The following is a 22,976-nucleotide window of genomic DNA, read 5'->3' as shown; positions in this document are numbered from 1 at the left end:
GTCGCGGTATGCAGTGCGATTGTCATCAGATGGTCAGCTCCCCGCTGCGCCGACGAGGTCGAGCGCGGCACGCACGATGCTGTCGGTGTCGATGCCGTGGTGGCGGTAGACGTCATCGAGTGATCCGACCTGGCCGAAGTGGCTGACGCCGAGCGCGGCACCGGCGACTCCGCGGATACCGGTGAGGAATGCCAAGGTGTGCGGGTGGCCGTCGAGGACGGTGACCATCGGGGTGGCCCGATCGGCCGGGAACGCCTGGTCGAGAATCCAGGTGGGCGCCTCGGCGAGACCACGCCGTGCCTGTTGCGCCTCGAAGAGCAGGCCCGGACTGGTGACACACACGACGTCTGCCGCGATGTCCTGAGCGGCCAAACGATCTGCAGCCGCCAGGGTTTCGGTCATCAACGCGCCCATACCGACGAGGGTGACCACCGGATCGGCAACCCTGCGCAGCGGGTAGGCCCCGGCGACCACCTGACGGCGCCGACGTTCCCGGGCCGCGGGATCGGTGGGCACCGCGGCCAGCGTCTGATCGACCGGCCGGGTCGACAGGCGAAGGTACGCCGAACTCCCATCGGGGCGTCCGAGCAGACGCATCGCCGCGAGCAGTGTCCATTCGGTCTCGATCACGAACGCGGGTTCCCAGCTGACGCAGCCGGGTTGTTCGAGACCGATCGAAGGAGTCGTGATCGACTGGTGGGCGCCGCCTTCCGCGGCAAGGGTGACCCCCGACGGCGTACCGACCAGGATCGATTGACCGCCGGCATAGATGCCGTAGGACCACGGTTCCAGAGCTCGCTCCACGAACGGGTCGTACATCACGCCGATGGGAAACAGCGGCTGGCCCCAGCGGCTCCAGGTGGCCCCCAGCTCACCCATCAGCCCAACGAGATTCGTCTCCGCGATCCCGAGCTCCATGTGCTGACCGGTCGGCTTCTCCCGCCAGTGCATGATCGTCTCGGCGTCGTCGTCGAACCAGTTTCGTCGCTCGGCCGGCGACCAGATCTCCACCTTGTTCAGCCACCCGGCGAGGTTCGTCGTCGAGCTGACGTCCGGGCTCACGGTGACGATGCGTTCGGCCGCCTCCGGGGCGTCGCGGGTCAGGGCGAGTAGCGCCCGACCCAGAGCGGCCTGCGTGGTCGACGTCCCGCCCGGTGTGCGGCCGAGATCATCAGGAACCGTTGGCGGAGTGTGCATCTGAATCGGCGCGCGGGCCAGTCGGCGTGCGGTCTGCGCGCACATCCGTCCCGCGTCGGTCTCGGGGTCGAATCGGGCCCACGGATGTCGGGCATCCATCGTCATCGCCGCTGCCAACTCGTCGAACTGCTCCACCGTCAACAGCGACGAGTGATTCTGCGGGTGTCCCTCGGTGGGCAGACCGTGTCCCTTGATCGTGTACGCGATGATGACCGTCGGCCGGGTGTCGTCGATGTCGGCGAACGCCTGACGCAACGCGTCGAGATCGTGGCCACCCAGGTTGCGAATTGCGGCCGTCAGGGTCGCATCGTCGAGTCCCGCAACGAGAGTGGCGATCTCCGGCGCCCGCTCCCCGTCACCGGGCATCCGCGCCCGCAATTCTTCTGCGGTACAACGCAACAGCCTCTGGTACTCGGCGTTGGGCATGCCCAGGATGCGCTCGCGCAACGCATCTCCGCCCGGACGGGTGAACAGTGTCTCGAGGAGCCTGCCGAATTTGACGGTGATCACCTGCCAGCCGGCGGCGTCGAACATGCTCGCCAGACGCCCGGCCGCGATGTTCGGGACCACCCGATCCAGCGACTGTCGGTTGAGGTCGACGATCCACACGATCTCGCCGAGATCACGGACCGACGGGTCGAGAATCGCCTCCCACACCGCTCCCTCGTCGAGTTCGGCATCGCCGACCAAGGAGTACTGACGCCCCGTACCGGCCGGGCCGATCTTGGCGTCGACATAGCGACGAGCGATGGCACCCCAGATCGGTGCCGTGGCACCGATCCCGACAGACCCGGTGGAGTAGTCGGCGGGATCGGGATCCTTGGTGCGGCTCGGATAGGACTGGAGCCCGCCGAACTCACGCAACGTCGTGAGATAGCGCTCGTCGAGGTTGCCCAACAGGTAGTTGATCGCATGCAGCACAGGCGATGCGTGCGGTTTCACCGACACCCGGTCGGCGTCGGTGAGATGTTCGAACCACAGTGCGGTCATGATCGACGTGATCGACGCGGACGAGGCCTGGTGGCCGCCGACCTTCAGCCCGGACGGGTTGGGGCGAACGCGATTCGCGTGATGAATGATGGCCGTGGACAACCACAGCACACGCTCCTCGATGCTGCGGAGGGCGTCCGGCGTGACGGTGTCGGCGGGGCGCTCGGACGGATCGAGTATCTGTGCTGACTTCATGGGAGGCATCCTTACCCGGTTCTGTGTGCAGAACTCACCTCTCAGTCGACCACCGGCCCGCAGATCAATCAAACGGTGCCAGGAGATCTCAGCATTGTGCACACCATCCCTCCGAAGGCCGGATCATCGGTGAGCAGTCTGCGCAACGGCGCCGAAACCGGTTGTGTGCCAGCGCGGCCGCTGTGGCAGTCGGCCCGCTCTGCGCTCCCGGCGCCGGTGCCGGTCGGGGGTCACTCGGCAATCAACCGTTCCAGCAACCCGGAGATCCGGTAGTCGACCAGTTTCCGCATCACGAGTGCGGTGGTCGTCCGGGTGACCCCGGGGATGTCGAGAATCTGGCCGGCGATTCGATACAGATCATCCGCATCGCGGGCGACGACATGCACGAGCAGGTCACTGATCCCGCTGAGCCCATGGACCTCGACGACCTCGGGAACATCACCCAGCGCTTCACCGATCGGCGTCAGCTGGCTCTGGGTGACATTCGTCAGGATGAACGCCGTGAGCGGGTAACCCAACGCCGCCGGATCGATGCTGCGTTCGAAGGAGCGCAACACTCCCCGTTGCTCCAGCTTCGACAGCCGGGCTTGCACGGTGTTCCGCGAGAGTTGCGTCCGATCCGCGATCGCCAGCACGGTGGCTCGTGGATCCTCGGCGAGCGCGGCCAGGATGCTCCCGTCTATGGCATCCACCGCCGCGGGCGGCTGGGAGTTGGGCATGGTGACAACTTTCCGAATCCGTGCGCATACCGGCATGCGCTGCGGGCGTGCGTTCACGACAGTGCTGCAAGCAGCGTACTGCCACGACCGCCCCGGATATCCCGACCTGAGATGCTGTAGGGCATGAGCACCATCGTCTTCGTCCACGCCCATCCCGACGATGAGGCCACGTCCACTGCAGGCAGCATGATCCGCGCCGCACGCGAGGGGCACCGGGTGGTCGTCGTCTACTGCACCGACGGCGACCCGGGAGAACACGGCGACGGCGACGTGCCCGATGATCTGGCTCCCGGAGAAACGGTGGCGATGAGACGGCGCGGTGAAGCCGAGGCGTCGGCGGCGATCACCGGCACCGCCCGCGTGGCGTGGCTCGGATACGCCGATTCGGGGATGACCGGATGGACCCAGAACGGCACCGACGGCGTCTTCTCCCGCGCGCCCGTCGAGGAAGCGGCTCGACGTCTGGCCGACATCCTCGACGAGGAGGACGCCGACGTCGTCATCGGCTACGACTGGCACGGCGGCTACGGTCACCCCGATCACGTGATGCTGCACCACACCACCCGCGCCGCAGCAGAACTCGCCGCCAGGCGACCACGCTATCTGGAGGTCACGATGAATCGTGACCTCATGCGGCAGATGTTCGTCCTGGCCGCCGAGATGGGCCTGTTCGGCGAAAAGGAGTCCGCCGGCGAGAACGACCCTGCCCGCGAGAACGACGCCGGCGGATTCGACCCGGATGCCCCGGGCGACGACGGCAATCCGATCGGCACACCGGAAGTCGAATTGCATTGGGCCGTCGATCTCGGCGACGACGTGGCGGCCAAACGCGAAGCGTTGGCCTGCCACGCCAGCCAGAGCGACGTTCGTCAGCTACTGGCGATACCTGTCGAGGCGTTCCCGTTCGCCTTCGGCACCGAGCATTACATCGAACCCGGCCGGCCACCCGGCATGGTGCGGGGCTGGTGGCTCGACGCGGGCTGACACCCCGGCATCACAACGGGTTACGACGATCCGGGGTTACGCGGCTCCCGGGCTATGACGATCCGAAGCTCGGGAGTTCGAGGCCGCCCAGCGAGCCGTTGCCACTCCGGACCGCGAAGTTGGTCGTGCAGCCGTTGAAGGTCACGTTGTCGACGTGCACGGTGCCGCTGCCGCTGTTGGGCTGGCTGGAGATCCCGTAATACTCGACGACCGTGGTCTTTCCGCCGGAGTTGGCGGCGGTGGTCAGCTCGGCGAGGGTGCCGGTCTGGCCCCGCGGGATCGTGCCCAGGGCGCGGGTTGCCCGCCATTGATCGGACGACGCGGCGTCAGGCGCACCCGCTACGTCGGAAGCCGACCAGACCAGCGTCGCAAAGCCATTCCCTTCACCGGTGTTCGCGCCGGTCACCCGGATCTGCCAGTTCGCATTGCCCGTGGACTTGTGGAAGGTCAACGGCTTTCCGGCCAGCTGGGTCAACGGCAGATCACCCGCCGAGTGGTACGACGCCTGCCGCGGCACCTGCGGACTCGTCGTGAACTGCAGTGATCCGTCGTCGTCGTTCACGTTGGTGGCCGTGATCTTGCCTGCCAGACCGGTCTCGTCCGGGAAGCTGTTCCCCCAGCCGTTCGGAGCCGTCGGTGTCGCGATCCGCGCGCAGTTCGCCGACGACACCGGCGCCGCCGACGCCGTTGCCGGGACCATCAGGGATGCGGCACCCACAACCGCTCCGGCCGCAAGCACACTGGTCATCACACGTTTCATCAGGTATTCGCCTCCGTCACATCACCATTGGTGGACTTGGTTGCACTACGCAACAGACTCGACGGTAACGCGGCAAATATCGGCTACCCACGGTTTCGGACATTTCCCCCGATGAGACGACAGGCGCCCTCGACACGACGAATGCCCGCCGGCTCGCCGAGCGAGCCAACGGGCACGTGTCGATTGGACCTCGTGGGAACGATCAGACGCCGACCGCCGCGCCGGTCAACGGCGGGTTCGCCGACAGCACGGCATTCTCATCCTCGCTGAAAGCCCTTGCCCGCGAGAGGAATCGCACTCCCTCGGGGGACTCGAGGCTGAATCCGGCGCCACGTCCGGGTACCACGTCGAGGATCAACTGCGTGTGTTTCCACAGTTCGAACTGGTCGCCGTTGATCCAGACCCGTACCGCCGGAATGGGTTCGGGCAGATCGATCTCGCCGACCAGCACGTCGCGCTGGCCCACTCGGTACTCCCCGACGGGGTAGCACATGGGGGCGGAACCGTCACAGCATCCACCGGACTGGTGGATCATGAGTCCGCCGTGCAGCTCCGACAACTTGGTCAGGAGCTGCACGGCGGCGTCTGTGGCGACCACCCGATCAGGAACGTTCTGTTCGGTGGTCATCGTTGCACCTCTTCTTCGGTTTAGAAGAATCCCTTCGCACTCTGAGCGTATCCGACCAGGAGGTTCTTGGTCTGCTGGTAGTGCTCGAGCATCATCAGGTGGGTTTCGCGTCCGATGCCGGACTGCTTGTATCCACCGAACGCGGCGTGGGCCGGGTAGTCGTGGTAGGTGTTGGTCCACACACGACCGGCCTGGATCTCGCGGCCCGCACGGTAGGCGGTGGCACCGTCACGGCTCCACACGCCGGCACCGAGTCCGTAGAGGGTGTCGTTGGCGATGTGGATGGCGTCTGCGTAGTCCTTGAAGGTGGTCACGGCCAGCACCGGGCCGAAGATCTCTTCCTGGAAGATGCGCATCTTGTTGTGGCCGTCGAACACCGTCGGCTTGATGTAGTAGCCGCCCGAGAGGTCGCCGCCGAGGTCGGCCGGCTCGCCACCGATGAGGACCTTCGCGCCCTCTTCCTTGCCGATGGCCAGGTAGGAGCTGATCTTCTCGAACTGGTCGTTGGAGGCCTGGGCGCCCATCATGGTGTCGGTGTCGAGCGGGTTGCCCTGCTTGATCTTCGAGACACGGTCGACGGCCTTGCCGATGAAGTCGTCGTAGATGTCCTCCTGGATGAGCGCGCGGCTCGGGCAGGTGCAGACCTCACCCTGGTTCAGTGCGAACATCGAGAAGCCCTCGAGCGCACGATCGAGGAAGCCGTCGTCGGCGCTCATCACATCGTTGAAGAAGATGTTGGGGCTCTTGCCGCCGAGCTCGAGGGTGACCGGGATCAGATTCTCCGACGCGTACTGCATGATCAGGCGGCCGGTGGTGGTCTCACCGGTGAAGGCGATCTTACGGATGCGGTTGCTCGATGCGAGCGGCTTGCCCGCTTCCACGCCGAAGCCGTTGACGACGTTGATCACGCCTGCGGGCAGTAGGTCGGCGATCAGGCTCATGACGTAGAGGATCGACGCGGGGGTCTGCTCGGCAGGCTTGAGGACGACCGCGTTACCTGCGGCGAGCGCGGGGGCGAGCTTCCACACGGCCATGAGGATCGGGAAGTTCCAGGGGATGATCTGACCGACCACACCCAGCGGCTCGTGGAAGTGGTAGGCGACGGTGTCCTCGTCGACCTCCGAGATCGAGCCCTCCTGGGCGCGCAGGGCGCCGGCGAAGTAGCGGAAGTGGTCGACGGCGAGCGGGATGTCGGCGGCGAGGGTCTCGCGGACCGCCTTACCGTTGTCCCAGGTCTCGGCGACGGCGATCTTCTCCAGGTTCTCCTCGAGACGATCGGCGATGCGCAGCAGCACCAGCGAACGCTCGGCGACCGAGGTCTTGCCCCACTGCGGTGCGGCCTTGTGCGCGGCATCGAGTGCGAGATCGATGTCCTCGGCGGTCGATCGGGCGACCTCGCAGAAGGTCTTGCCGTCGACCGGCGACGGATTCTCGAAGTACTGACCCTTCACCGGCGGGGTCCACTGACCACCGATCCAGTTGTCGTAACGCGACTCAAAGCTCATCACCGAACCCTCGGTACCCGGCTTCGCGTAAACAGTCATGTGTGTCCAGCTCCTCAATGCAGTAACAGGCGTCCGGCCAGTTGCGGGATGCCACACCGAGCCGCGACGGCAGTCGGTGTGATCTGTTCCACAGAGTAGGAGGGCTGTGGTTGCAGCCACGTTGCAGATGCGTTCGCAACGTTGGATCGCCACGAAACAGCAGGTCAGGTCCCGTGATCAGCCGGCCCGATCCACTAGCCGTTGGCCCGACGTTGGGTCAGCCGAAAAGACTAATTCGCGGCAATTCCCTGGTGCGCAAGGGGCAATTCGCGGTACTCAAGTCGTGGACAGCGCCCGCAACCGATACTATCCATTTTTAGCAATCTGATTCATTATTCGAAATATGCCAGGCCGAGTCGCCAAGAGGGTGGTGCCACGATGGTTCTCGCTCAGAATGAGCCCGCGCAACATGATCCCGCGCAACGCAGCACGGCCGGTGCTCGCGACGAGTCCGAACCGCGCCCGCTCGTCACGTTGGGCGTCGGGCTGCTGCTCGTGGTGCTGTGCATCGTCACCACCATCTCGGCAGCGCTGCTACTCATCGGTTCGATGCCCGACGCGCAGCCCTGAGGGCGCGGCAACGCCGACGCGAAATATAACTTCCACGGATCCGGCGCGACACGCCGTGATTTTCGGGTCGGTGGCCCGCTCACGTGGAATCTGTATTCGTACAAGGCGCCATGACGCGGAGTGGCCACATCCTCGGACGCCTCGCGCCATAGGCCGGGTCAGACCCCGTACCGCTTGTCCAGCAACCTGATTCGCCCGCCGACCACGGCACGGTCGGGATGTCCCACGGGGAGACGGTGCTCGAGTCGACGCCACGCGACGAGATCATCGCGACCGTGGATCGATGACGTCCAGGTCCGCAGGGCCCCGACATCTCCCTCGGCGATCACCCGTGACCGCACATCCTCACGGACCACCTCGAAGATCTCGGCGATGCCCGGCGCCGTCGACTCCACCAGCAGTCCACCGCGGCCGAGTTCGTCGATCACCGACGACAGTTCGCCGCGCTCGGCGATACGCCGGCGCAGGTCGGCGACGTCGGAGGTCATGTCGACGGTCAGGCGGTACGGCCGTGAGGTGACCACGTCGTTGCCGAGATCACGGCGCAGCCTCGAGATCTCGGCGCGCACGGTGACCGGGTCGATACCGTCGCCGGCCAGGTGCATGGCGAGTTGTTCGGTGTTGAGACCCTCGGGATACTCCTGCAGCAGCAACAGGATCTCGGCGTGACGGCGCGAGAGCGTCCGCTCACCGGCCGGATCGCCCTCCCGATGCCATCGATAACCGTCGTCGCCCAACACCGTCAGCCGCGCATCGCCGTTGTCCGCAGATGCGAAGGTCGCCGGGTCGGCCAGGTTGACCGCCTGGGACTGCAGTTCACGCTCGACTGCGGCCACCACCGATCGGACGGCGGCCAGGGCGAACGGTGCGGCCACCTCACGACCGCCGGTCACGTCGATGACGCCGATGACATGTCCGGTCACCGGGTCGTGGACGGGCGCGGCGGCACAGCTGAAATCCTGCACCGAGCCCGCGAAGTGTTCCGGGCCGATCACCTGCACACCCTTGCCGACCGCGAGCGCCAGGCCCGGGGCATTGGTGCCGACAACGTCCTCGCTCCAGACCGAACCCTCGACGAAGTTGATGCGGCTCGCCCGATCGACGGCGTCGGTGCTGCCCTCGACCCACAGCAGTCGGCCGACCTGATCGGTGAGGGCGACGACGACGCCGGAGTCGGCGATGTCGTCGAGCATCAACGACTGCACGAGCGGGCGCACCGACGTGATCGGATGGGCCTCGCGGTATCGCGTGAACTCGGCCATCGTCATGCTCGCGCTGGTGTCGTCCTCGGGAAGCGCCTCGATCGGATCGACCCCTCGCGACAACGACCTCGACCACGAATCGCGCACCACCGAACGCACCGCGTCGGACGGCGGTGTGATGCCGGAGAGGAAATCCTCATAGGCACGCCGGATGCGCGACGAGCCGAGTTCGGTCATAGGTCTTCTCTCAATTGCCTCTGTGCGGTCGATTATGCCAACTCTGGTGTGACGCGGGCTACAGGTGGCCTTGTCATCAGCCCGAACGACGTCGAATGCACCCGCGAGGGGTCACCGCGACCCGAGGGGTCAGGGCAGCCAGGCGTTGCGGCGCGGGTACCTCGCCCGCAGGTAACTGTAGAGATACGTGCTGATCAGCAGTGCGACCGCACTCCCGACGGCCGGCCACAAGAAAATGTTGTTCATCGAATCCCGGATCGCCGCGACCGCCCAACCGATGGCGAGCAGGATCAGCGCGATCGTCGCGAGCAGGCGGATCACCAGGACGACGGTGGTGATGACCCACCACACGGTGACACGTGCACGCTCGGCGTCCGGGGCCATGCGCACAGGTTAGCCAGGGCCGAGGACACCACGCATGAAATCGGGCATACCCCGCGGCCCCCTGTTCGGCGTGACGGCGGCCGACGGTTGCCCAACGTTGCACCACGATCATCCACGACAGCGGACAATGGGCGTATGCGCACACTCCTCAACATCATCTGGTTGGTGCTCTGCGGGTTCTGGATGGCGATCGGATACGTCGTCGCCGGAATCATCTGCTGCATCCTGATCATCACGATCCCGTTCGGCATCGCATCCTTCCGCATCGCCAACTACGCCCTGTGGCCGTTCGGGAGGACCGTCGTGCGCAAACCACAGGCCGGTGCGGCGTCGACGATCGGCAACATCATCTGGCTGATCTTCGCCGGGATCTGGCTGGCCATCGGGCACATCACCTCCGGCATCGCGATGTGCCTGACGATCATCGGCATCCCGCTGGGCATCGCGAGTTTCAAGATGGTGCCGCTGTCACTGTTGCCACTCGGCGCCGAGATCGTCGACGCCGACCAGCCGCAGGCCGGCTACATCGCCGCCCCACCCCCACCGCAGCGGTACTGACCCATCCAAACGGCCGTCGAGTCCGAACCTCGGGCATGACAACCTCGGGTCCACCGGTACCCCACACCGGCCGTCCCCACCGAGTCGCGGTGGTGGGCAGTGGCGTCGCGGGTCTGGTTGCCGCCTACCGACTCTCCGCCGACGCCGACGTCACCCTGTACGAGGCAGATCACCGTCTCGGTGGCCACGCCCACACACACTCGATCACGCCGCCCGGGGCCGGCGGCACCGTCGCCGTCGACTCCGGGTTCATCGTCCACAACGACCGCACCTATCCCACTCTGCTACGGCTCTTCGACGAGCTCGCGGTGCCGACGCAGGAGACCGACATGTCGATGTCGGTGCACTCCGAACGCACCGGTCTGGAGTACGCGGGAGCCCTGGGTCTCTCGGGGCTCATCCCGACAGTGCGCACCCTCACCCGGGGCCGCTATCTGTGGATGCTCGGCGAGGTCGTGCGTTTCCATCGCGCGGCACGCAAGGTCCTCGACACCCCTGACTCCGACGAGCCGATCACCGAGTTCGTCGCCCGCGAGGAACTGTCGGACTACTTCGTCGACAACTTCCTGCTCCCGCTGATCGCCGCGGTGTGGTCGTGTGACGCGCGCACCGCGCAGGCCTATCCGGCGCGCTACCTGTTCACCTTCCTCTCCCACCACGGGATGCTGTCAGTATTCGGGTCACCCACGTGGCGGACCGTCGTCGGCGGTTCGATCACCTACGTCGACGCCGTCGCCGACCACCTCCGTGCCCATGGCGGTCGCATCCACCTCGGCGCGCCGGTGCGCTCCGTCGAGGATCTCGGTACCGATGTCGCGGTCACCGCCGACGGTCACCCCACCGAGCAGTTCGACGCCGTCGTCCTCGCGACCCACCCGCATCAGGCCCTCACCGCACTCGACCACCCGACCGCCGCACAGCAACGCGTCCTGGGCGCCATCTCCTACTGCGCGAAACCCGCTGTCCTACACACCGATATCTCATTGCTGCCGCGCGCCCGCCGGGCCTGGGCGTCGTGGAATTACCAGATCCGCGCCGACCACGCACCGACCGACGCGCTCGACGGCTCCGGCGTCGCCGTCACCTATGACATGACTCGTCTGATGCGACTGCCCACCGCCGACCCCCGCATGCTCGTCACCCTCGGCCGGACCGACCTCGTCGACGAATCGACGATTCTCGCCGAGATGACTTACGAGCATCCGATCTACACCACCGAATCGGTTGCTGCACAAGCACTCCTCCCCGACATCGGGAGCGACCGCATCGTATTCGCCGGCGCCTACCACGGGTGGGGATTCCACGAGGACGGCGCGGCGTCGGGCGAGCGTGCCGCCCGGCGGCTGGCCGATTCCCTCCACCGCGTGGCCACCGAATCCGTTGTTCTCCAGGATGATCCGACATGACCGGCCCGGCATCGCCCGCGACCCGGTTTCCGGCCGTCGTCGCCACGCGCATCACCCACACCCGGCGTTCACCGCTGCGCCATACGTTCACCTACCGCAGCAGTTCGTGGCTCATCGATGTCGACGCACCACCCCGGTTTCGTGGTCCGCTGCGCCTGGCCGCCGATGTCCGGGCCGCCGACCATTTCCCGGAGCCGATGCGGCCGGGACAGTCGCTGCGGCAGCGTCTCGACGGTCATCTGCGCAGCGCGGGTGTCGCACCCGCCGACGGCCCGGTGTGCGCCCTGCTCTCGCCTCGCGTCGCCGGATACACGTTCAATCCGCTCAGCGTCTTCTGGTGCCACGATGCCGACGGCGCCCTCGCACATGTGGTGGCCGAGGTGCACAACACCTACGGCGAGCGTCACTGCTACATCGTGACGCCCGACGCCGACGGCCGGGCCGAGGTGGACAAGGAGTTCTACGTCTCACCGTTCCACGACGTCTCCGGCCGCTATCGGCTACGTGTCCCCGAGCCGGATGACCAAGGCCGCGTGTCGGTCTCGATCATCCTCGACCGTCCGGGAGCCGGGCCCTTCGTCGCCGCCCTGACCGGGCACGCCCGCCCGGCGACGGCTCGTGCGATCGTCGGAGCCCAACTGCGCACGCCTCTCGCCCCGCTCGTCGTCTCCGCCCGAATCCGACTGCAGGGCATCGGATTATGGGCCCGCCGACTCCCGGTCCAACCCCGTCCCGATCATCTCGTTCATTCCACTCTCGCCTCCACCGCGACGAAAGGACACCGATGAGCACCCCCATCCATCGGCCCGACGACTCCGAGGTCACCCCACCCGACGCCGGACGCTGGCCCGACGCCGCCGCGATCCCCACCGGCCGATCCGCGCGGGTCCGCGGCGCCGCGGCGTCCTGGCTGTTCCGGCACGCCACCGCCGGGCTCGACGTGCGCATCGAGTATCCGGACGGCACTAGAGGCGGCCGCCGCACCGACGATGTGCAGCCGCGCATGATCATTCGGCGCCCCAACGACTTCGCGCGACGGGTCGGGTGCCACGGGTTGATCGGATTCGGCGAGTCCTTCATGGCCGGCGACTGGAGCACCGACGACCTCGTCGGCGTCCTCACCCCGTTCGCCTCCCGGGTCGCGCGACTGGTCCCCCGACCCCTACAGGCGCTGCGCCGGGTGGTGCTGCCGAAACACCCCGAGGACGAAGAGAACACGACGGCCAACACCCGCTCCAACATCTCGCGCCACTACGACCTGTCCAACGACTTGTTCGCCACCTTCCTCGACGAGACGATTACGTATTCGAGCGCACTGTTCGCCGACCCCGCGGTCTCGGCCGAACATGCCGTGCTGCACCCACTCTGGGATGATCTCGCCGACGCCCAGCGTCGTAAGGTGGACCGGCTGCTCGACCTCGCCGGCGTCGGGGAGGGCACGCGCCTACTCGAGATCGGAACGGGCTGGGGCGAACTGTGCCTGCGCGCCGCGGCCCGCGGGGCCACGGTCCGTTCGGTCACCCTGTCCTCCGAGCAGCGCGAGCTGGCGTTGCGTCGCGTCGCCGACGCCGGGTTCGCCGACAAGGTGCAGATCGATCTCCTCGACTACCGCGAGGTCGACGGCACCTACGACGCCGTCGTGTCGGTCGAGATGATCGAGGCCGTCGGCGAAAAGTATTGGCCTACATACTTCTCCACCATCGACCGCATCCTCGCGCCCGGCGGGAAGGTCGCGATCCAGGCCATCACCATGCCGCACGATCGCATGCGCGCGTCCCGCCACACCTACACCTGGGTGCACAAGTACATCTTCCCCGGCGGTCAGCTCACCTCGCTGCCCGCGCTACGCGCCGTCACCGACAAGCACACGACGCTGCGGCTGACCGACTCGCTGTCGATGGGCGCGCACTACGCCGAGACGCTGAGGCTCTGGCGCGAACGCTTCGATTCCCACCGGCGCCGGATCGCCGACCTCGGCTTCGACTCCACCTTCATGCGGATGTGGCAGTTCTATCTCGCTTACTCCGAGGCCGGATTCCGGGCGGGATACCTCGACGTCCACCAGTTGCTGTTCACCCGCGGCTCGGCCGACACGACTTCCCGGGAGCGGTCATGACCGGTTGGACGGGATTCCTCATCCTGACATTGTCGTCGCTGATCCTGCTCGCGGTGATGCAGGCGATCACCTTCGCGATCGGCTATCGCATCGGGCGTTTCAACGTCGTCGACGTCACGTGGGGCCTCGGATTCGTCGCGGTCGCCTGGCTGTCACTGATTCTCGGCGGCGGTGACCCCACGCGCCGTTGGCTGCTCGCGCTCGGCGTGAGCGTGTGGGGGCTGAGACTGGCGTGGCACATGGTGGGCAAATCGAAGGGCAAGGGCGAGGACCCGCGCTACACCGAGATGCTGGAACGTTCCGGCGGCAACGGTTTCGCGGTCGTCGCCCGCAAGATCTTCGCGACGCAGGGGGCCGCGCAGTGGTTCGTGTCGCTGCCGATCCAGGTGTCGGCGGTCGCCGGCCCCACACCCGCACTCGCATGGATCGTCGGCGGCCTCGGCATCGCACTGTTCACGCTCGGGCTGTGCTTCGAGGCGATCGGCGATGCGCAACTGCGCGCCTTCAAGGCCGACCCCGCCAACAAGGGCGCGATCATGGATCGCGGGCTCTGGGCGTGGACGCGTCACCCCAACTACTTCGGCGACGCGTCGGTGTGGTGGGGAATCTGGCTGCTCGCGGCGACATCGGGGGCGATGGCCACCGGCCCCACACTCGTCCCGTGTCCCGGCGTCCTCACCGTCCTGTCACCGGTGGTGATGACCTACTTCCTCGTATTCGCCACCGGCGCCCGGTTGCTGGAGAAGTCGATGAGCACGCGACCCGGCTATCCCGAGTACCAGCAACGCACCTCGTACTTCTTCCCGCTGCCGCCCTCGTCGACGCCAACGGCCGACTCCCGCGCTACGCCATGACCGCCGGGTTGGCGGTGGCCCGGCCGTCAGGCCGCACCATGACACAGCCAGCAGGCCGCCCGGTGTCACCGTTGATCGGCCCGTCGACGACCGCACCGGGTGTTCTCCGGGCGAGCCGGGCACCCGAATCGTTGAGTGCCCCCCTGCCGCGGGTTAGGGTGATCGGCGATGAGATCAGAGGCGTCGAGGTGACGGCAACCGACGGCCGCGAGGATGCGGCACTGCCGGATCTGCTGGCGCGGATCGCCGACGGCGACTCGGCGGCCTTCGCCGAGTTCTATGACCGGACCGGGGATCGCGTGTACGGCATGGTTCTTCGCGTTCTGCGCGATCCGGGATACAGCGAGGAGACCACGCAGGAGGTGTTCCTGCAGGTGTGGCGGTCGGCCGACAAGTTCGATCCGGCGGCCGGGTCGGCGTTGAGCTGGCTGATCACCCTGGCGCACCGACGCGCGGTCGATCGGGTGCGCTCCGAGGTCGCCGGCGATCGGCGGGAGACCACCTACAGCCAGGCCACGGCGTCGATCGCCTTCGATCAGGTCGCCGACGCCGTTGAGGTCCGTGAGGCACGTGAACGTGTCATCAACTGCCTGGGCAGTCTCACCGACATCCAGCGCGAGTCGGTGTCGCTGGCGTATTACCGCGGGCTGACGTACCGGGAGGTCGCCGAGCAGCTCTCGGTCGCCCTACCGACGATCAAGTCGCGCATCCGGGACGGTTTGGCGCGTCTGCGGGAATGCCTGGGGGATCGGGATGTCTGACGACGAGTTGCTCGCGATGGCGCCGCTGATGGGACTCGATGCCCTGTCGCCGGCAGAACTGGACTCGGTCCGACGCCGGCGTGCGCAGGCCGACGACGCGGTGCGCGCGGAGTTCGACGCGCTCGTGGCCGCGACCCGGGAGACGATGGCCTCGGTCAGCGCGTCGACCGCCATGACCCCGCCCGCCGAGCTGCGTGCCCGGCTGTTGGCTGCGGCCACGGCCGAGGCCCGCGACACCGCTCGCCCGACCACCGCCGGGGTCCGCGAGATCCGCCCGCGATCGACCGACGACGTCGCACGCTCGGATGCCCCGGGGGCCGGGGCGTCGGGCGGTGCCGCGACAGTTCCCGACGGCACCCGGACCGGACGTCGGATCGCCTATCTCGCTGCTGCCGCGGTGGTCGCCGTCGCGGTCGGAGCCATCGGATGGGCGATCGGCAGTGGACTGTCGAGCAAGACCACCACCGAACAGCCCACCGCAGCCAAGGTGTTCAGCGCCAAGGACGTTCGGACGAGCTCCGGGTCGGTGGCCACCGGTCGGGCGTCGGTGACCTACTCCGAGCGCGCCGACGCAGCGGTCCTCGTGATGAACGATGTGCCGCCGCCCCAGCCCGGCACCGTCTACCAGATGTGGCTGCTCGGCCCGCAGGGCACCACCTTGGCCGGCACGATGACCGACAAGGACATCGCGCCGTCGACGACTGCGGTCATCCCCCATATCGGCGACGCGACGGCGTTGGGCTTCAGCGTCGAACCCGCCGCCGGCGCAACGTCTCCCGGTTCGATCGTCGCCGAGCTCCCGCTGCGCTGATCATGGCGCCCAGACCGGCTCACGTCCTCTCGGTGACGGGAGCCGGCGCAGCCATGAGCTCCTCACCTATTGACAGAACACCGGGCTGGCACAACACTTGTTGCAACAGATGCGCAGAGTTGCGCACGAAGCAACACCGAGAACCGTCGTCCGTAGGCGCTCGCGCACGTCCACGCGCCCGTGCGAGCCCTGACCGCCACCGTGGGCGCGTCCCACGCACTCGTTCGTGTTCGCTGTCTCGTCATGTTCATCCCGTCTTCGTCACCCCCGTCTTCGTCACCAGTCGTGAGAACACCATCCACCATCGCGGAGAGGCCACTTCACGTGAGCACCACCGATCAGTCCGTCTCGTCGAACACCTTTTCATCGCCGCTTTTGGGCGAGGCCCAACTGTTCACCGCCGGGCGGTGGCATCACGCCGCCGACGGCGGTACCCGCGAGATCATCAACCCCGCCCTCGGTGAGAGCTTCATCCGAGTCGACGAGGCCACCTCCGAGGATGTGACCGCGGCGATCGCGGCGGCCCGCACCACCTTCGACGACGGCCGGTGGCCGGCCACCCCGGTCGCCGAGCGCGCCGCACTGCTACGCCGCATCGCCGATCTACTCGTTCGGGACAAGGCCGAACTCGCCCGTATCGAGACACTCGACACCGGAAAAACGCTGGCCGAGAGCGAGATCGACATCGACGACGTCGAATCGGTTTTCCGTTATTACGCAAGTCTGGTGGAGACCGAGGCCGATCGGGCCGTCGACACCGGGGTGCCCGGGGTGATCAGCCGAGTGGTGCGCGAACCCATCGGGGTCTGTGTGCTGATCGCACCGTGGAACTATCCACTTCTGCAGATCTCGTGGAAGATCGCCCCTGCGTTGGCCGCTGGTTGCACAATGGTCGCCAAGCCCAGCGAGGTCACCCCGCTGAGCACCATTGCGTTCGTCCGGTTGTGCGAGGAGGCCGGTGTGCCTGCAGGTGTGCTGAATCTCGTTCAGGGAGCTGGCTCCTCGCTGGGCTCCGCCCTCACCGACACCGACGAGGTCGATTTCATCTCCTTCACCGGCGGGCTCGCCACCGGGCGGATCATCTCCGAGACCGCCGCGCGCCACGTCACCAAGGTCGCCGTCGAACTCGGCGGAAAGAATCCGCACATCGTCTTCGCCGACGCCGACTGGGACTCGTCGGTCGAACAGGTACTCGCCGGGGTGTTCCTGCACTCGGGCCAGGTCTGCTCATCCGGCACGCGGCTCATCGTCCACGAATCGATCGCCGACGACTTCGTCGACGCCCTCGTCGCCCGGGCCGACCAGATCGTCATGGGCAACGGACTCGACCCGGCCGCCAAGACCGGTCCCCTGGTGTCGCAGGCCCAGTTGGACAAGATGACCGCCCACGTCGCGTCGGCCATCGCCGAGGGCGCACAGTTGCGCTGCGGCGGTGGACATCCCGAACGTGAGGGACTCGCACCCGGCGGATACTGGTTCGCGCCCACCATCTTCGACCACTGCGATCGCACGATGTCGGTGGTCCGCGACGAGACCTTCGGACCGATCCTCACCGTCGAGCGATTCGATACCGAGGAGCAGGCACTCACCCTGGGCAACGACACCGATTACGGGCTGGCGGCCGGGGTGCGCACCTCCGACGCCGCGTTGGGCGAACGCATGGTGCGCGGCCTGCGCCACGGCACGGTGTGGCTCAACGACTTCGGCTACTACACCCCGGCAGCCGAATGGGGCGGATTCGGGAAGTCCGGCAACGGACGTGAACTCGGCCCCACCGGTCTCGCGGAATACCAAGAGAACAAACATATCTGGCACAACACCGCGCCGTCGGCGTCGCAGTGGTTCACTCCGCGCGAGGATGATCAACAGAAGGACGATCAATGAGTACAGCTCCCACTGGTGCGCCGAAGGATTCGGCGGACGAATCGTACGGCCTGTCCGACTTCGGCTACAAGGAGTCCCTCGACCGCTCCATCGGCAAGTTCGCCAGCTTCGCCGCGGGCGTCAGCTACATCTCGATCCTGACCGGCACCTTCCAGCTGTTCTACGTCGGTTTCGGCAACGCCGGCCCGGCCTATCTGTGGTCATGGCCGATGGTCTTCGTCGGGCAGCTCTGCGTCGCACTGTGTTTCATGGAGCTCGCCGCAAAATATCCGGTGGCCGGATCGGTCTACAACTGGGCCAAGCGACTCGGGAGCCAACGCGTTGGATGGTCGGCGGGCTGGCTGATGTTCACCGCATCGGTGGTCACTCTCGCGGCGGTCGCCCTGGCGATGCAGCTCAATCTGCCCCGACTGTGGAGCGGCTTCCAGATCTACGGCAGCGGTGACGATGCCACCGACTATGCGGTCAATGCGGTCATCCTTGGCGCGATCCTCATCGCTCTGACCACGGCCATCAACGCCTGGAGCGTCCGGCTGATGTCATTGATCAATTCCGTCGGTGTGTTCGTCGAGCTGATCGCGGCGGTGTTGATCGCGATCATTCTGGCCTGCAACATCACTCGTGGTCCGCAGATCTTCTTCTCCACCAACGGCTATGGCGCGGGCGAGAGCAGCGGCTATCTTGGGGCGTTCCTGATCGCGTCGCTGGCCTCCGGGTACGTGATGTACGGCTTCGACACCGCGAGTTCGCTCGGTGAGGAGACCGTCGAACCCCGCCGAACCGCACCCAAGGCGATCCTGCGGGCCATTCTCGCCTCGTTCGTGATCGGCGGTGCCATCCTGGTATTCGCGATCATGGCCGCGCCGAACCTGTCGGATCCGAAGCTCGGTGACGCCTCCGGTGGCCTGCAGTACATTGTCGAGCAGGTGATGTGGGGGCCGGCGAGCAAGGTCTTCCTCGTCGCGATCGTCGTCGCGGTCTTCGTCTGCTCACTGGCCGTGCACACCGCGGCCATTCGGCTGATGTTCGCGATGGCCCGCGACAATGCCCTGCCCTTCGGTGAGAAACTCGCCAAGGTCGATCCCGTCCGGCAGACTCCGGTGATCCCGTCGCTGGTGATCGGGGTCGTCGCCGTCCTCATTCTGGTCATCAATGTCGGTCAGCCCAAGATCTTCACCGTGCTGACCTCCATCGCGATCATCATGATCTACCTGGCCTACCTCTTGGTCACCGGGCCGTTGCTGGCCAAGCGGTTTCGCGGGGAGTGGCCGCCGAAGGACCTGGCCGAGGGCGGATACTTCACCATGGGCCGGTGGGGCCTGCCGGTGAACATCGTCGCCGTGGTCTGGGGTGTGGGCATGGCGCTCAACCTCGCGTGGCCACGCTCGGAGATCTATGGCGAACCCTGGTACAACACCTGGGGCGCCTTCGTCTACATCGGCATCATCTTCGGCGTCGGCTTCCTCTGGTACCTCACCGTCGGCCGTCGCCACATCGGCGTGCTCGAATCCCACTCCACCGCAACAAAGCTGCCCACCGCCGACGAGATCGGCGGCGGACTGTGAGCGACTGTCCTGCCGGTCGTATCCCGCCTCGCCACCTCACCCCCGAAAGGATCTGAGCACGCTCATGACCTCTTACGACTACGTCATCGCCGGTGGCGGGACCGCCGGATGTGTGCTCGCCGCACGCCTTTCCGAGGATCCGGCGGTCACGGTCTGCCTGATCGAGGCCGGGCCCAGCGACGTCGACGATCCGAACATCCTGGTACTCAAGGAATGGATGCATCTACTCGACTCCGGGTACGACTGGGACTATCCGGTCGAACCACAGGAGCGCGGGAACAGCTTCATGCGTCACGCCCGCGCCAAGGTGCTCGGCGGGTGCTCCTCACACAATTCGTGTATCGCGTTCTGGCCGTTGGCCCAGGGACTGCGCAACTGGGAGGCGGCCGGCGCGACCGGCTGGGGGCCCGACGGCGTGCTGCCCTACGTGTCCCGCGTCGAGAACAACGTCGCCGACGGCGACTATCAGGGCTATCCGCACGGCCATGACGGACCGGTCCGGTTGCGTGACGTTCCGCCGGTGGACCCGTGCGGCCAGGCCGTCCTCGACGCCGCCGCGAAGGTCGGTCTGCCCACCGTGCAGTTCAATCGCGACCAGTGGCATCTCAACGGTGCCGGATGGTTTCAGATCAACGCCAACGAGGCCGGCGAGCGCATGTCGACCTCGCACGCGTACCTGCATCCCATTCTCGGCACCCGCCCCAACCTCACCGTGCTCACCGACAGCTGGATCAGCGAGATCCTAATCGACGATTCGTTGCGCGCCACCGGAGTTCGATTCCAACGCCCCGACCTCACCGGCTATGACGAGGTGACCGCCAACCACGAGGTGATCGTCACCGCCGGTGCCATCGATACGCCGAAACTCTTGATGCTCAGCGGGATCGGACCGGCCGAGCATCTGCGCGAGATGGGCGTGACCGTGCGCGTCGACTCCCCCGGCGTCGGGGAGAATCTCGACGACCACGTCGAGGGACTGGTGTTCTGGGAGGCCGCCCGCCCGATGGTCACCGACTCCACCCAGTGGTGGGAGATCGGATTGTTCACCACCACCCAGGAGGGGCTGGACCATTCGGATCTGATGATGCACTACGGCAGTGTGCCCTTCGACATGAACACCCTGCGCTGGGGCTATCCGACCACCGAGAACGGATTCTGCCTGACCCCCAACGTCACCCAGGGACGATCACGCGGAACCGTACGTCTGCGGTCACGGGATTTCCGGGACCGGCCCAAGGTCGACCCGCGCTACTTCACCGATCCGGACGGCCACGACGAACGCGTCATGCTCGCCGGTGTCAAGCTCGCCCGCCGGATCGCCGAGCAGTCACCGCTGCGGGAATGGGTGGCCCGCGAACTCGCCCCGGGCCCCGACGTCACCACCGACGACGAGATCATCGACTACTTCCACAAGACCCACAACACCGTCTACCACCCGGCCGCCACCGCGCGAATGGGTGCCGTCAGCGACCCGATGGCGGTGCTCGATCCAACGCTCAAGGTCAAGGGGGTCAGCGGTTTACGGGTTGTCGACGCGTCGGCGATGCCCAATCTGCCGATCGTCAACCCCAACATCACGGTGATGACGATGGCCGAGAAATGCGCCGACCTGATCCGGTCCGGTACCTGAGTGATGGCCGGGTCCGAGGACTCCGACACCGTCGAATTCCTGGGAGCCCATTCACCTTTCCAGGAGCTGGCCGACGACGAGCTGGCACGGATCGCCGCCGGCGCGAGTATCCGTCGATTCCGTTCCGGCGAGGTCATCGCCGAATACGGTGACGGCTCCGCGGATGCGGTGTTCATGGTCCGCTCCGGGCGGGTGGAGCTGACGGCTCCGGGAGCAGATCTCGACCACCCGGACGTGTTCGAATCACTCGGCCCAGGAGCGTTGTTCGGTTACATACCGCTCATCATCGGCGGCGAGGCTCGGTTCGTCGCACGTGCTGCCGAGCCGGCGTCGGCCATCGCATTGCCCGCCGACGAGGTACGCGTTGTGCTCGGCAGACGGTCGGGATTGACCTTTCTCGCCGAGTCGGCCTGGCAGTCCATCTCCGCCCGGCCCGCACCCACCGCAGGCTGGTCGTCGACGACGCGGGTGTCGTCGTTGATCCGTGACGCTCCGGTGTTCGTCGCTCCCCACACGCCCGTGGTCGAGGCGGTGCGTGCGATGGGTGCGGCCGGGCAGTCATGTGTGCTGGTCGAGTTGCCCGACGGCACACTGGGAATCGTCACCGAAGGCGACGTCACCCACCGCGTCGTCGGTGCCGGACGATCACCGGGTGTGCCGGTCGCCGAGGTGATGACCGCACCGGCGCGCTCCGTCGACGCCGGGCGCTACGCGATCACCACCTGGCTGGAGATGTTGGAGGCCGGCGTTCGTCACATGCCGGTGTGTTCTCCGCGCGGCCGCGCCATCGGGGTACTCGAGGAGACCGATCTGCTGGTCGCCGCGAGCCGTGGCGGCTCACTGCAACGACGAATCGCTCATTCCACCGATGTCGCCGCACTCGCATCGGCAACCCAGGCCATGCCACGCTTGGCCGATGACCTCGTCAGCGCGGGGCTCGACGCCGAATCCACCTGCGGTGTGCTGTCGTTGATCATCGACACCACAGCCCGCCGTGCCGTCGAACTCGCCCTCGAAGACCACCCCGAGCTGTCGGGCTTCGCCTGGATCACCCTGGGTAGCGTGGCGCGCCGGGAGGCCATGCCGTCCTCCGACGTGGACTCCGCCCTCAGCTGGATCGACGACGGCGACCGTTCGGCAGACGAATTCCGCGCGTTGGCCCGTCGCACCCACACGATCCTCGACGACTGCGGTCTACCCGCCGACACCAACGGTGCCGTCGCCTTCTCCCCGAGCTTCTCGCGATCCTGCGACGACTGGCTGCTCGCGGCACGCCGATGGTTGACAGCACCACTCGCCGACCACGGTCTCATCATGTCGTCACTGCTGATCGACGGGCGCGTCATCCTCGGCCCCGAGAGTCTGCACACAGCCCCCTCGGCATTCTCGTCGATGCCCGCCGACCATCCCGAAGCCCTACGCCTGCAACTACTCAACGCGCTGTCGCTGCGGCCCCGCGTACGGAGCCTGCGTGACGTCCTGTCCCGACGCGGCGGCACCGTCGACCTGAAGGCGCACGTCATCGCACCCATCGTGAACCTCGCGCGCTGGGCCGGCCTGACTGCGGGCATCACCTCCGCCCCCACTCCTGCGCGCCTGCACAGCGCCGTCGACGTGGGCACCCTCACCTCCGCGGAAGCCTCACTGCTGCACGAGGTTTTCGCGATGACCCAGCGCCTGCGGCTTCGTCACCAGATCACCCAACTCCGCGCCGGCCACACCCCCGGAGACGTCATCGTCCTCAGCGACCTGTCCCCCTTGGAACGCAGCATGCTCAGCGAAGGCGTTCGCGAGATCAGCGACATCCAGCGCCGGGTCCGCACGCGAATCACGGTGCCCCTCAACTGACTTGCGGCGCCTGCTCCAAACACTCGAGTAGTTTCGCGATCGAGCGGCCTGCCCCGATAGTCGACAACCTTCCCCCGATGATCGAGAACCGTCCCCTCCCGATGGTCGAGGTGCCTCGAGTCCGCTTGTGCCG

20 protein-coding genes are annotated in these 22,976 nt (G+C 66.8%); 13 read left to right on the top strand and 7 right to left on the bottom strand.

Annotated features, from left to right (window positions below):
- Nucleotides 1–33: 33 nt before the first annotated feature.
- Both J6U32_RS03695 and J6U32_RS03690 read right to left on the bottom strand, forming a co-directional pair.
- Nucleotides 34–2,382, bottom strand: a complete 2,349-nt coding sequence (locus tag J6U32_RS03695) for a transketolase-like TK C-terminal-containing protein (RefSeq protein ID WP_208793599.1) — start codon at nt 2,380–2,382, stop codon at nt 34–36.
- A gap of 230 nt (nt 2,383–2,612) precedes the next feature.
- Nucleotides 2,613–3,101 (bottom strand): Lrp/AsnC family transcriptional regulator, encoded by a 489-nt coding sequence (locus J6U32_RS03690; RefSeq protein WP_208793598.1) that lies wholly within the window; start codon nt 3,099–3,101, stop codon nt 2,613–2,615.
- A gap of 123 nt (nt 3,102–3,224) precedes the next feature.
- Here J6U32_RS03690 and J6U32_RS03685 point away from each other — a divergent pair, with 123 nt between their 5' ends.
- Nucleotides 3,225–4,085 carry a PIG-L deacetylase family protein gene (locus tag J6U32_RS03685; RefSeq protein WP_208793597.1) on the top strand — a complete coding sequence of 287 codons (861 nt, stop codon included), beginning with the start codon at nt 3,225–3,227 and terminating at the stop codon, nt 4,083–4,085.
- 52 nt (nt 4,086–4,137) lie between these two features.
- On the opposite strand, the gene J6U32_RS03680 is transcribed toward J6U32_RS03685, so the two are convergent.
- The 3 genes from J6U32_RS03680 to exaC all read right to left on the bottom strand — a co-directional run bounded on the left by J6U32_RS03680 (nt 4,138) and on the right by exaC (nt 7,017).
- Nucleotides 4,138–4,845, bottom strand: a complete 708-nt coding sequence (locus J6U32_RS03680; protein ID WP_208793596.1) for a hypothetical protein — start codon at nt 4,843–4,845, stop codon at nt 4,138–4,140.
- A gap of 202 nt (nt 4,846–5,047) precedes the next feature.
- A complete protein-coding gene (locus J6U32_RS03675) occupies nt 5,048–5,473 on the bottom strand; it encodes a DUF779 domain-containing protein (protein ID WP_006369114.1) in 426 nt (141 codons plus the stop codon).
- A gap of 20 nt (nt 5,474–5,493) precedes the next feature.
- Entirely contained in the window at nt 5,494–7,017 is a 1,524-nt protein-coding gene (exaC, locus tag J6U32_RS03670) for an acetaldehyde dehydrogenase ExaC (RefSeq protein ID WP_079928414.1), read from the bottom strand.
- Between the two features lie 378 nt (nt 7,018–7,395).
- On the opposite strand from exaC, the gene J6U32_RS03665 reads away from it, so the two are divergent.
- Entirely contained in the window at nt 7,396–7,587 is a 192-nt protein-coding gene (locus tag J6U32_RS03665; protein ID WP_208793595.1) for a hypothetical protein, read from the top strand.
- Between the two features lie 158 nt (nt 7,588–7,745).
- On the opposite strand, the gene J6U32_RS03660 is transcribed toward J6U32_RS03665, so the two are convergent.
- Both J6U32_RS03660 and J6U32_RS03655 read right to left on the bottom strand, forming a co-directional pair.
- Nucleotides 7,746–9,026, bottom strand: coding sequence for a GAF domain-containing protein (locus tag J6U32_RS03660; RefSeq protein WP_208793594.1), 1,281 nt, complete (start codon nt 9,024–9,026; stop codon nt 7,746–7,748).
- A gap of 129 nt (nt 9,027–9,155) precedes the next feature.
- Nucleotides 9,156–9,410 (bottom strand): hypothetical protein, encoded by a 255-nt coding sequence (locus tag J6U32_RS03655; protein WP_208793593.1) that lies wholly within the window; start codon nt 9,408–9,410, stop codon nt 9,156–9,158.
- A 135-nt stretch (nt 9,411–9,545) separates the two neighbouring features.
- Between J6U32_RS03655 and J6U32_RS03650 the strand changes: the two genes are divergently transcribed.
- From J6U32_RS03650 to J6U32_RS03600, 11 genes are all read left to right on the top strand, one after another.
- Nucleotides 9,546–9,968 (top strand): YccF domain-containing protein, encoded by a 423-nt coding sequence (locus tag J6U32_RS03650; protein WP_208793592.1) that lies wholly within the window; start codon nt 9,546–9,548, stop codon nt 9,966–9,968.
- A 35-nt stretch (nt 9,969–10,003) separates the two neighbouring features.
- The gene (locus tag J6U32_RS03645) at nt 10,004–11,374 is read left to right on the top strand and encodes an NAD(P)/FAD-dependent oxidoreductase (RefSeq protein ID WP_208793591.1); all 1,371 of its coding nucleotides are present in this window, start codon (nt 10,004–10,006) and stop codon (nt 11,372–11,374) included.
- Nucleotides 11,371–12,162 (top strand): DUF1365 domain-containing protein, encoded by a 792-nt coding sequence (locus tag J6U32_RS03640; RefSeq protein WP_208793590.1) that lies wholly within the window; start codon nt 11,371–11,373, stop codon nt 12,160–12,162. The genes J6U32_RS03645 and J6U32_RS03640 overlap by 4 nt, the downstream gene beginning before the upstream one ends.
- Nucleotides 12,159–13,490: an SAM-dependent methyltransferase gene (locus J6U32_RS03635; RefSeq protein WP_208793589.1), complete on the top strand. Its 1,332-nt coding sequence runs from the start codon at nt 12,159–12,161 to the stop codon at nt 13,488–13,490. The genes J6U32_RS03640 and J6U32_RS03635 overlap by 4 nt, the downstream gene beginning before the upstream one ends.
- The gene (locus J6U32_RS03630) at nt 13,487–14,344 is read left to right on the top strand and encodes a DUF1295 domain-containing protein (RefSeq protein ID WP_208793588.1); all 858 of its coding nucleotides are present in this window, start codon (nt 13,487–13,489) and stop codon (nt 14,342–14,344) included. The genes J6U32_RS03635 and J6U32_RS03630 overlap by 4 nt, the downstream gene beginning before the upstream one ends.
- Nucleotides 14,345–14,532: 188 nt before the next feature.
- The gene (gene sigK, locus J6U32_RS03625) at nt 14,533–15,105 is read left to right on the top strand and encodes an ECF RNA polymerase sigma factor SigK (protein WP_208795935.1); all 573 of its coding nucleotides are present in this window, start codon (nt 14,533–14,535) and stop codon (nt 15,103–15,105) included.
- Nucleotides 15,098–15,916, top strand: a complete 819-nt coding sequence (locus tag J6U32_RS03620) for an anti-sigma factor (protein WP_208793587.1) — start codon at nt 15,098–15,100, stop codon at nt 15,914–15,916. The genes sigK and J6U32_RS03620 overlap by 8 nt, the downstream gene beginning before the upstream one ends.
- A gap of 375 nt (nt 15,917–16,291) precedes the next feature.
- Nucleotides 16,292–17,800 carry an aldehyde dehydrogenase family protein gene (locus J6U32_RS03615; RefSeq protein WP_208795934.1) on the top strand — a complete coding sequence of 503 codons (1,509 nt, stop codon included), beginning with the start codon at nt 16,292–16,294 and terminating at the stop codon, nt 17,798–17,800.
- Complete coding sequence (locus tag J6U32_RS03610; protein WP_208793586.1) at nt 17,797–19,365, top strand: APC family permease; 1,569 nt, start codon at nt 17,797–17,799, stop codon at nt 19,363–19,365. Before J6U32_RS03615 ends, J6U32_RS03610 begins: the two co-directional genes overlap by 4 nt.
- A 64-nt stretch (nt 19,366–19,429) precedes the next feature.
- Nucleotides 19,430–20,995: a GMC family oxidoreductase gene (locus tag J6U32_RS03605; protein ID WP_208793585.1), complete on the top strand. Its 1,566-nt coding sequence runs from the start codon at nt 19,430–19,432 to the stop codon at nt 20,993–20,995.
- Nucleotides 20,996–20,998: 3 nt separating this feature from the next.
- Complete coding sequence (locus J6U32_RS03600; protein ID WP_244332878.1) at nt 20,999–22,843, top strand: putative nucleotidyltransferase substrate binding domain-containing protein; 1,845 nt, start codon at nt 20,999–21,001, stop codon at nt 22,841–22,843.
- Nucleotides 22,844–22,976 lie beyond the last annotated feature (133 nt).

Source organism: Gordonia polyisoprenivorans (assembly GCF_017654315.1).
Classification (GTDB): Bacteria; Actinomycetota; Actinomycetes; order Mycobacteriales; family Mycobacteriaceae; genus Gordonia; species Gordonia polyisoprenivorans_A.
This window is presented reverse-complemented; position numbering and strand designations above follow the sequence as displayed.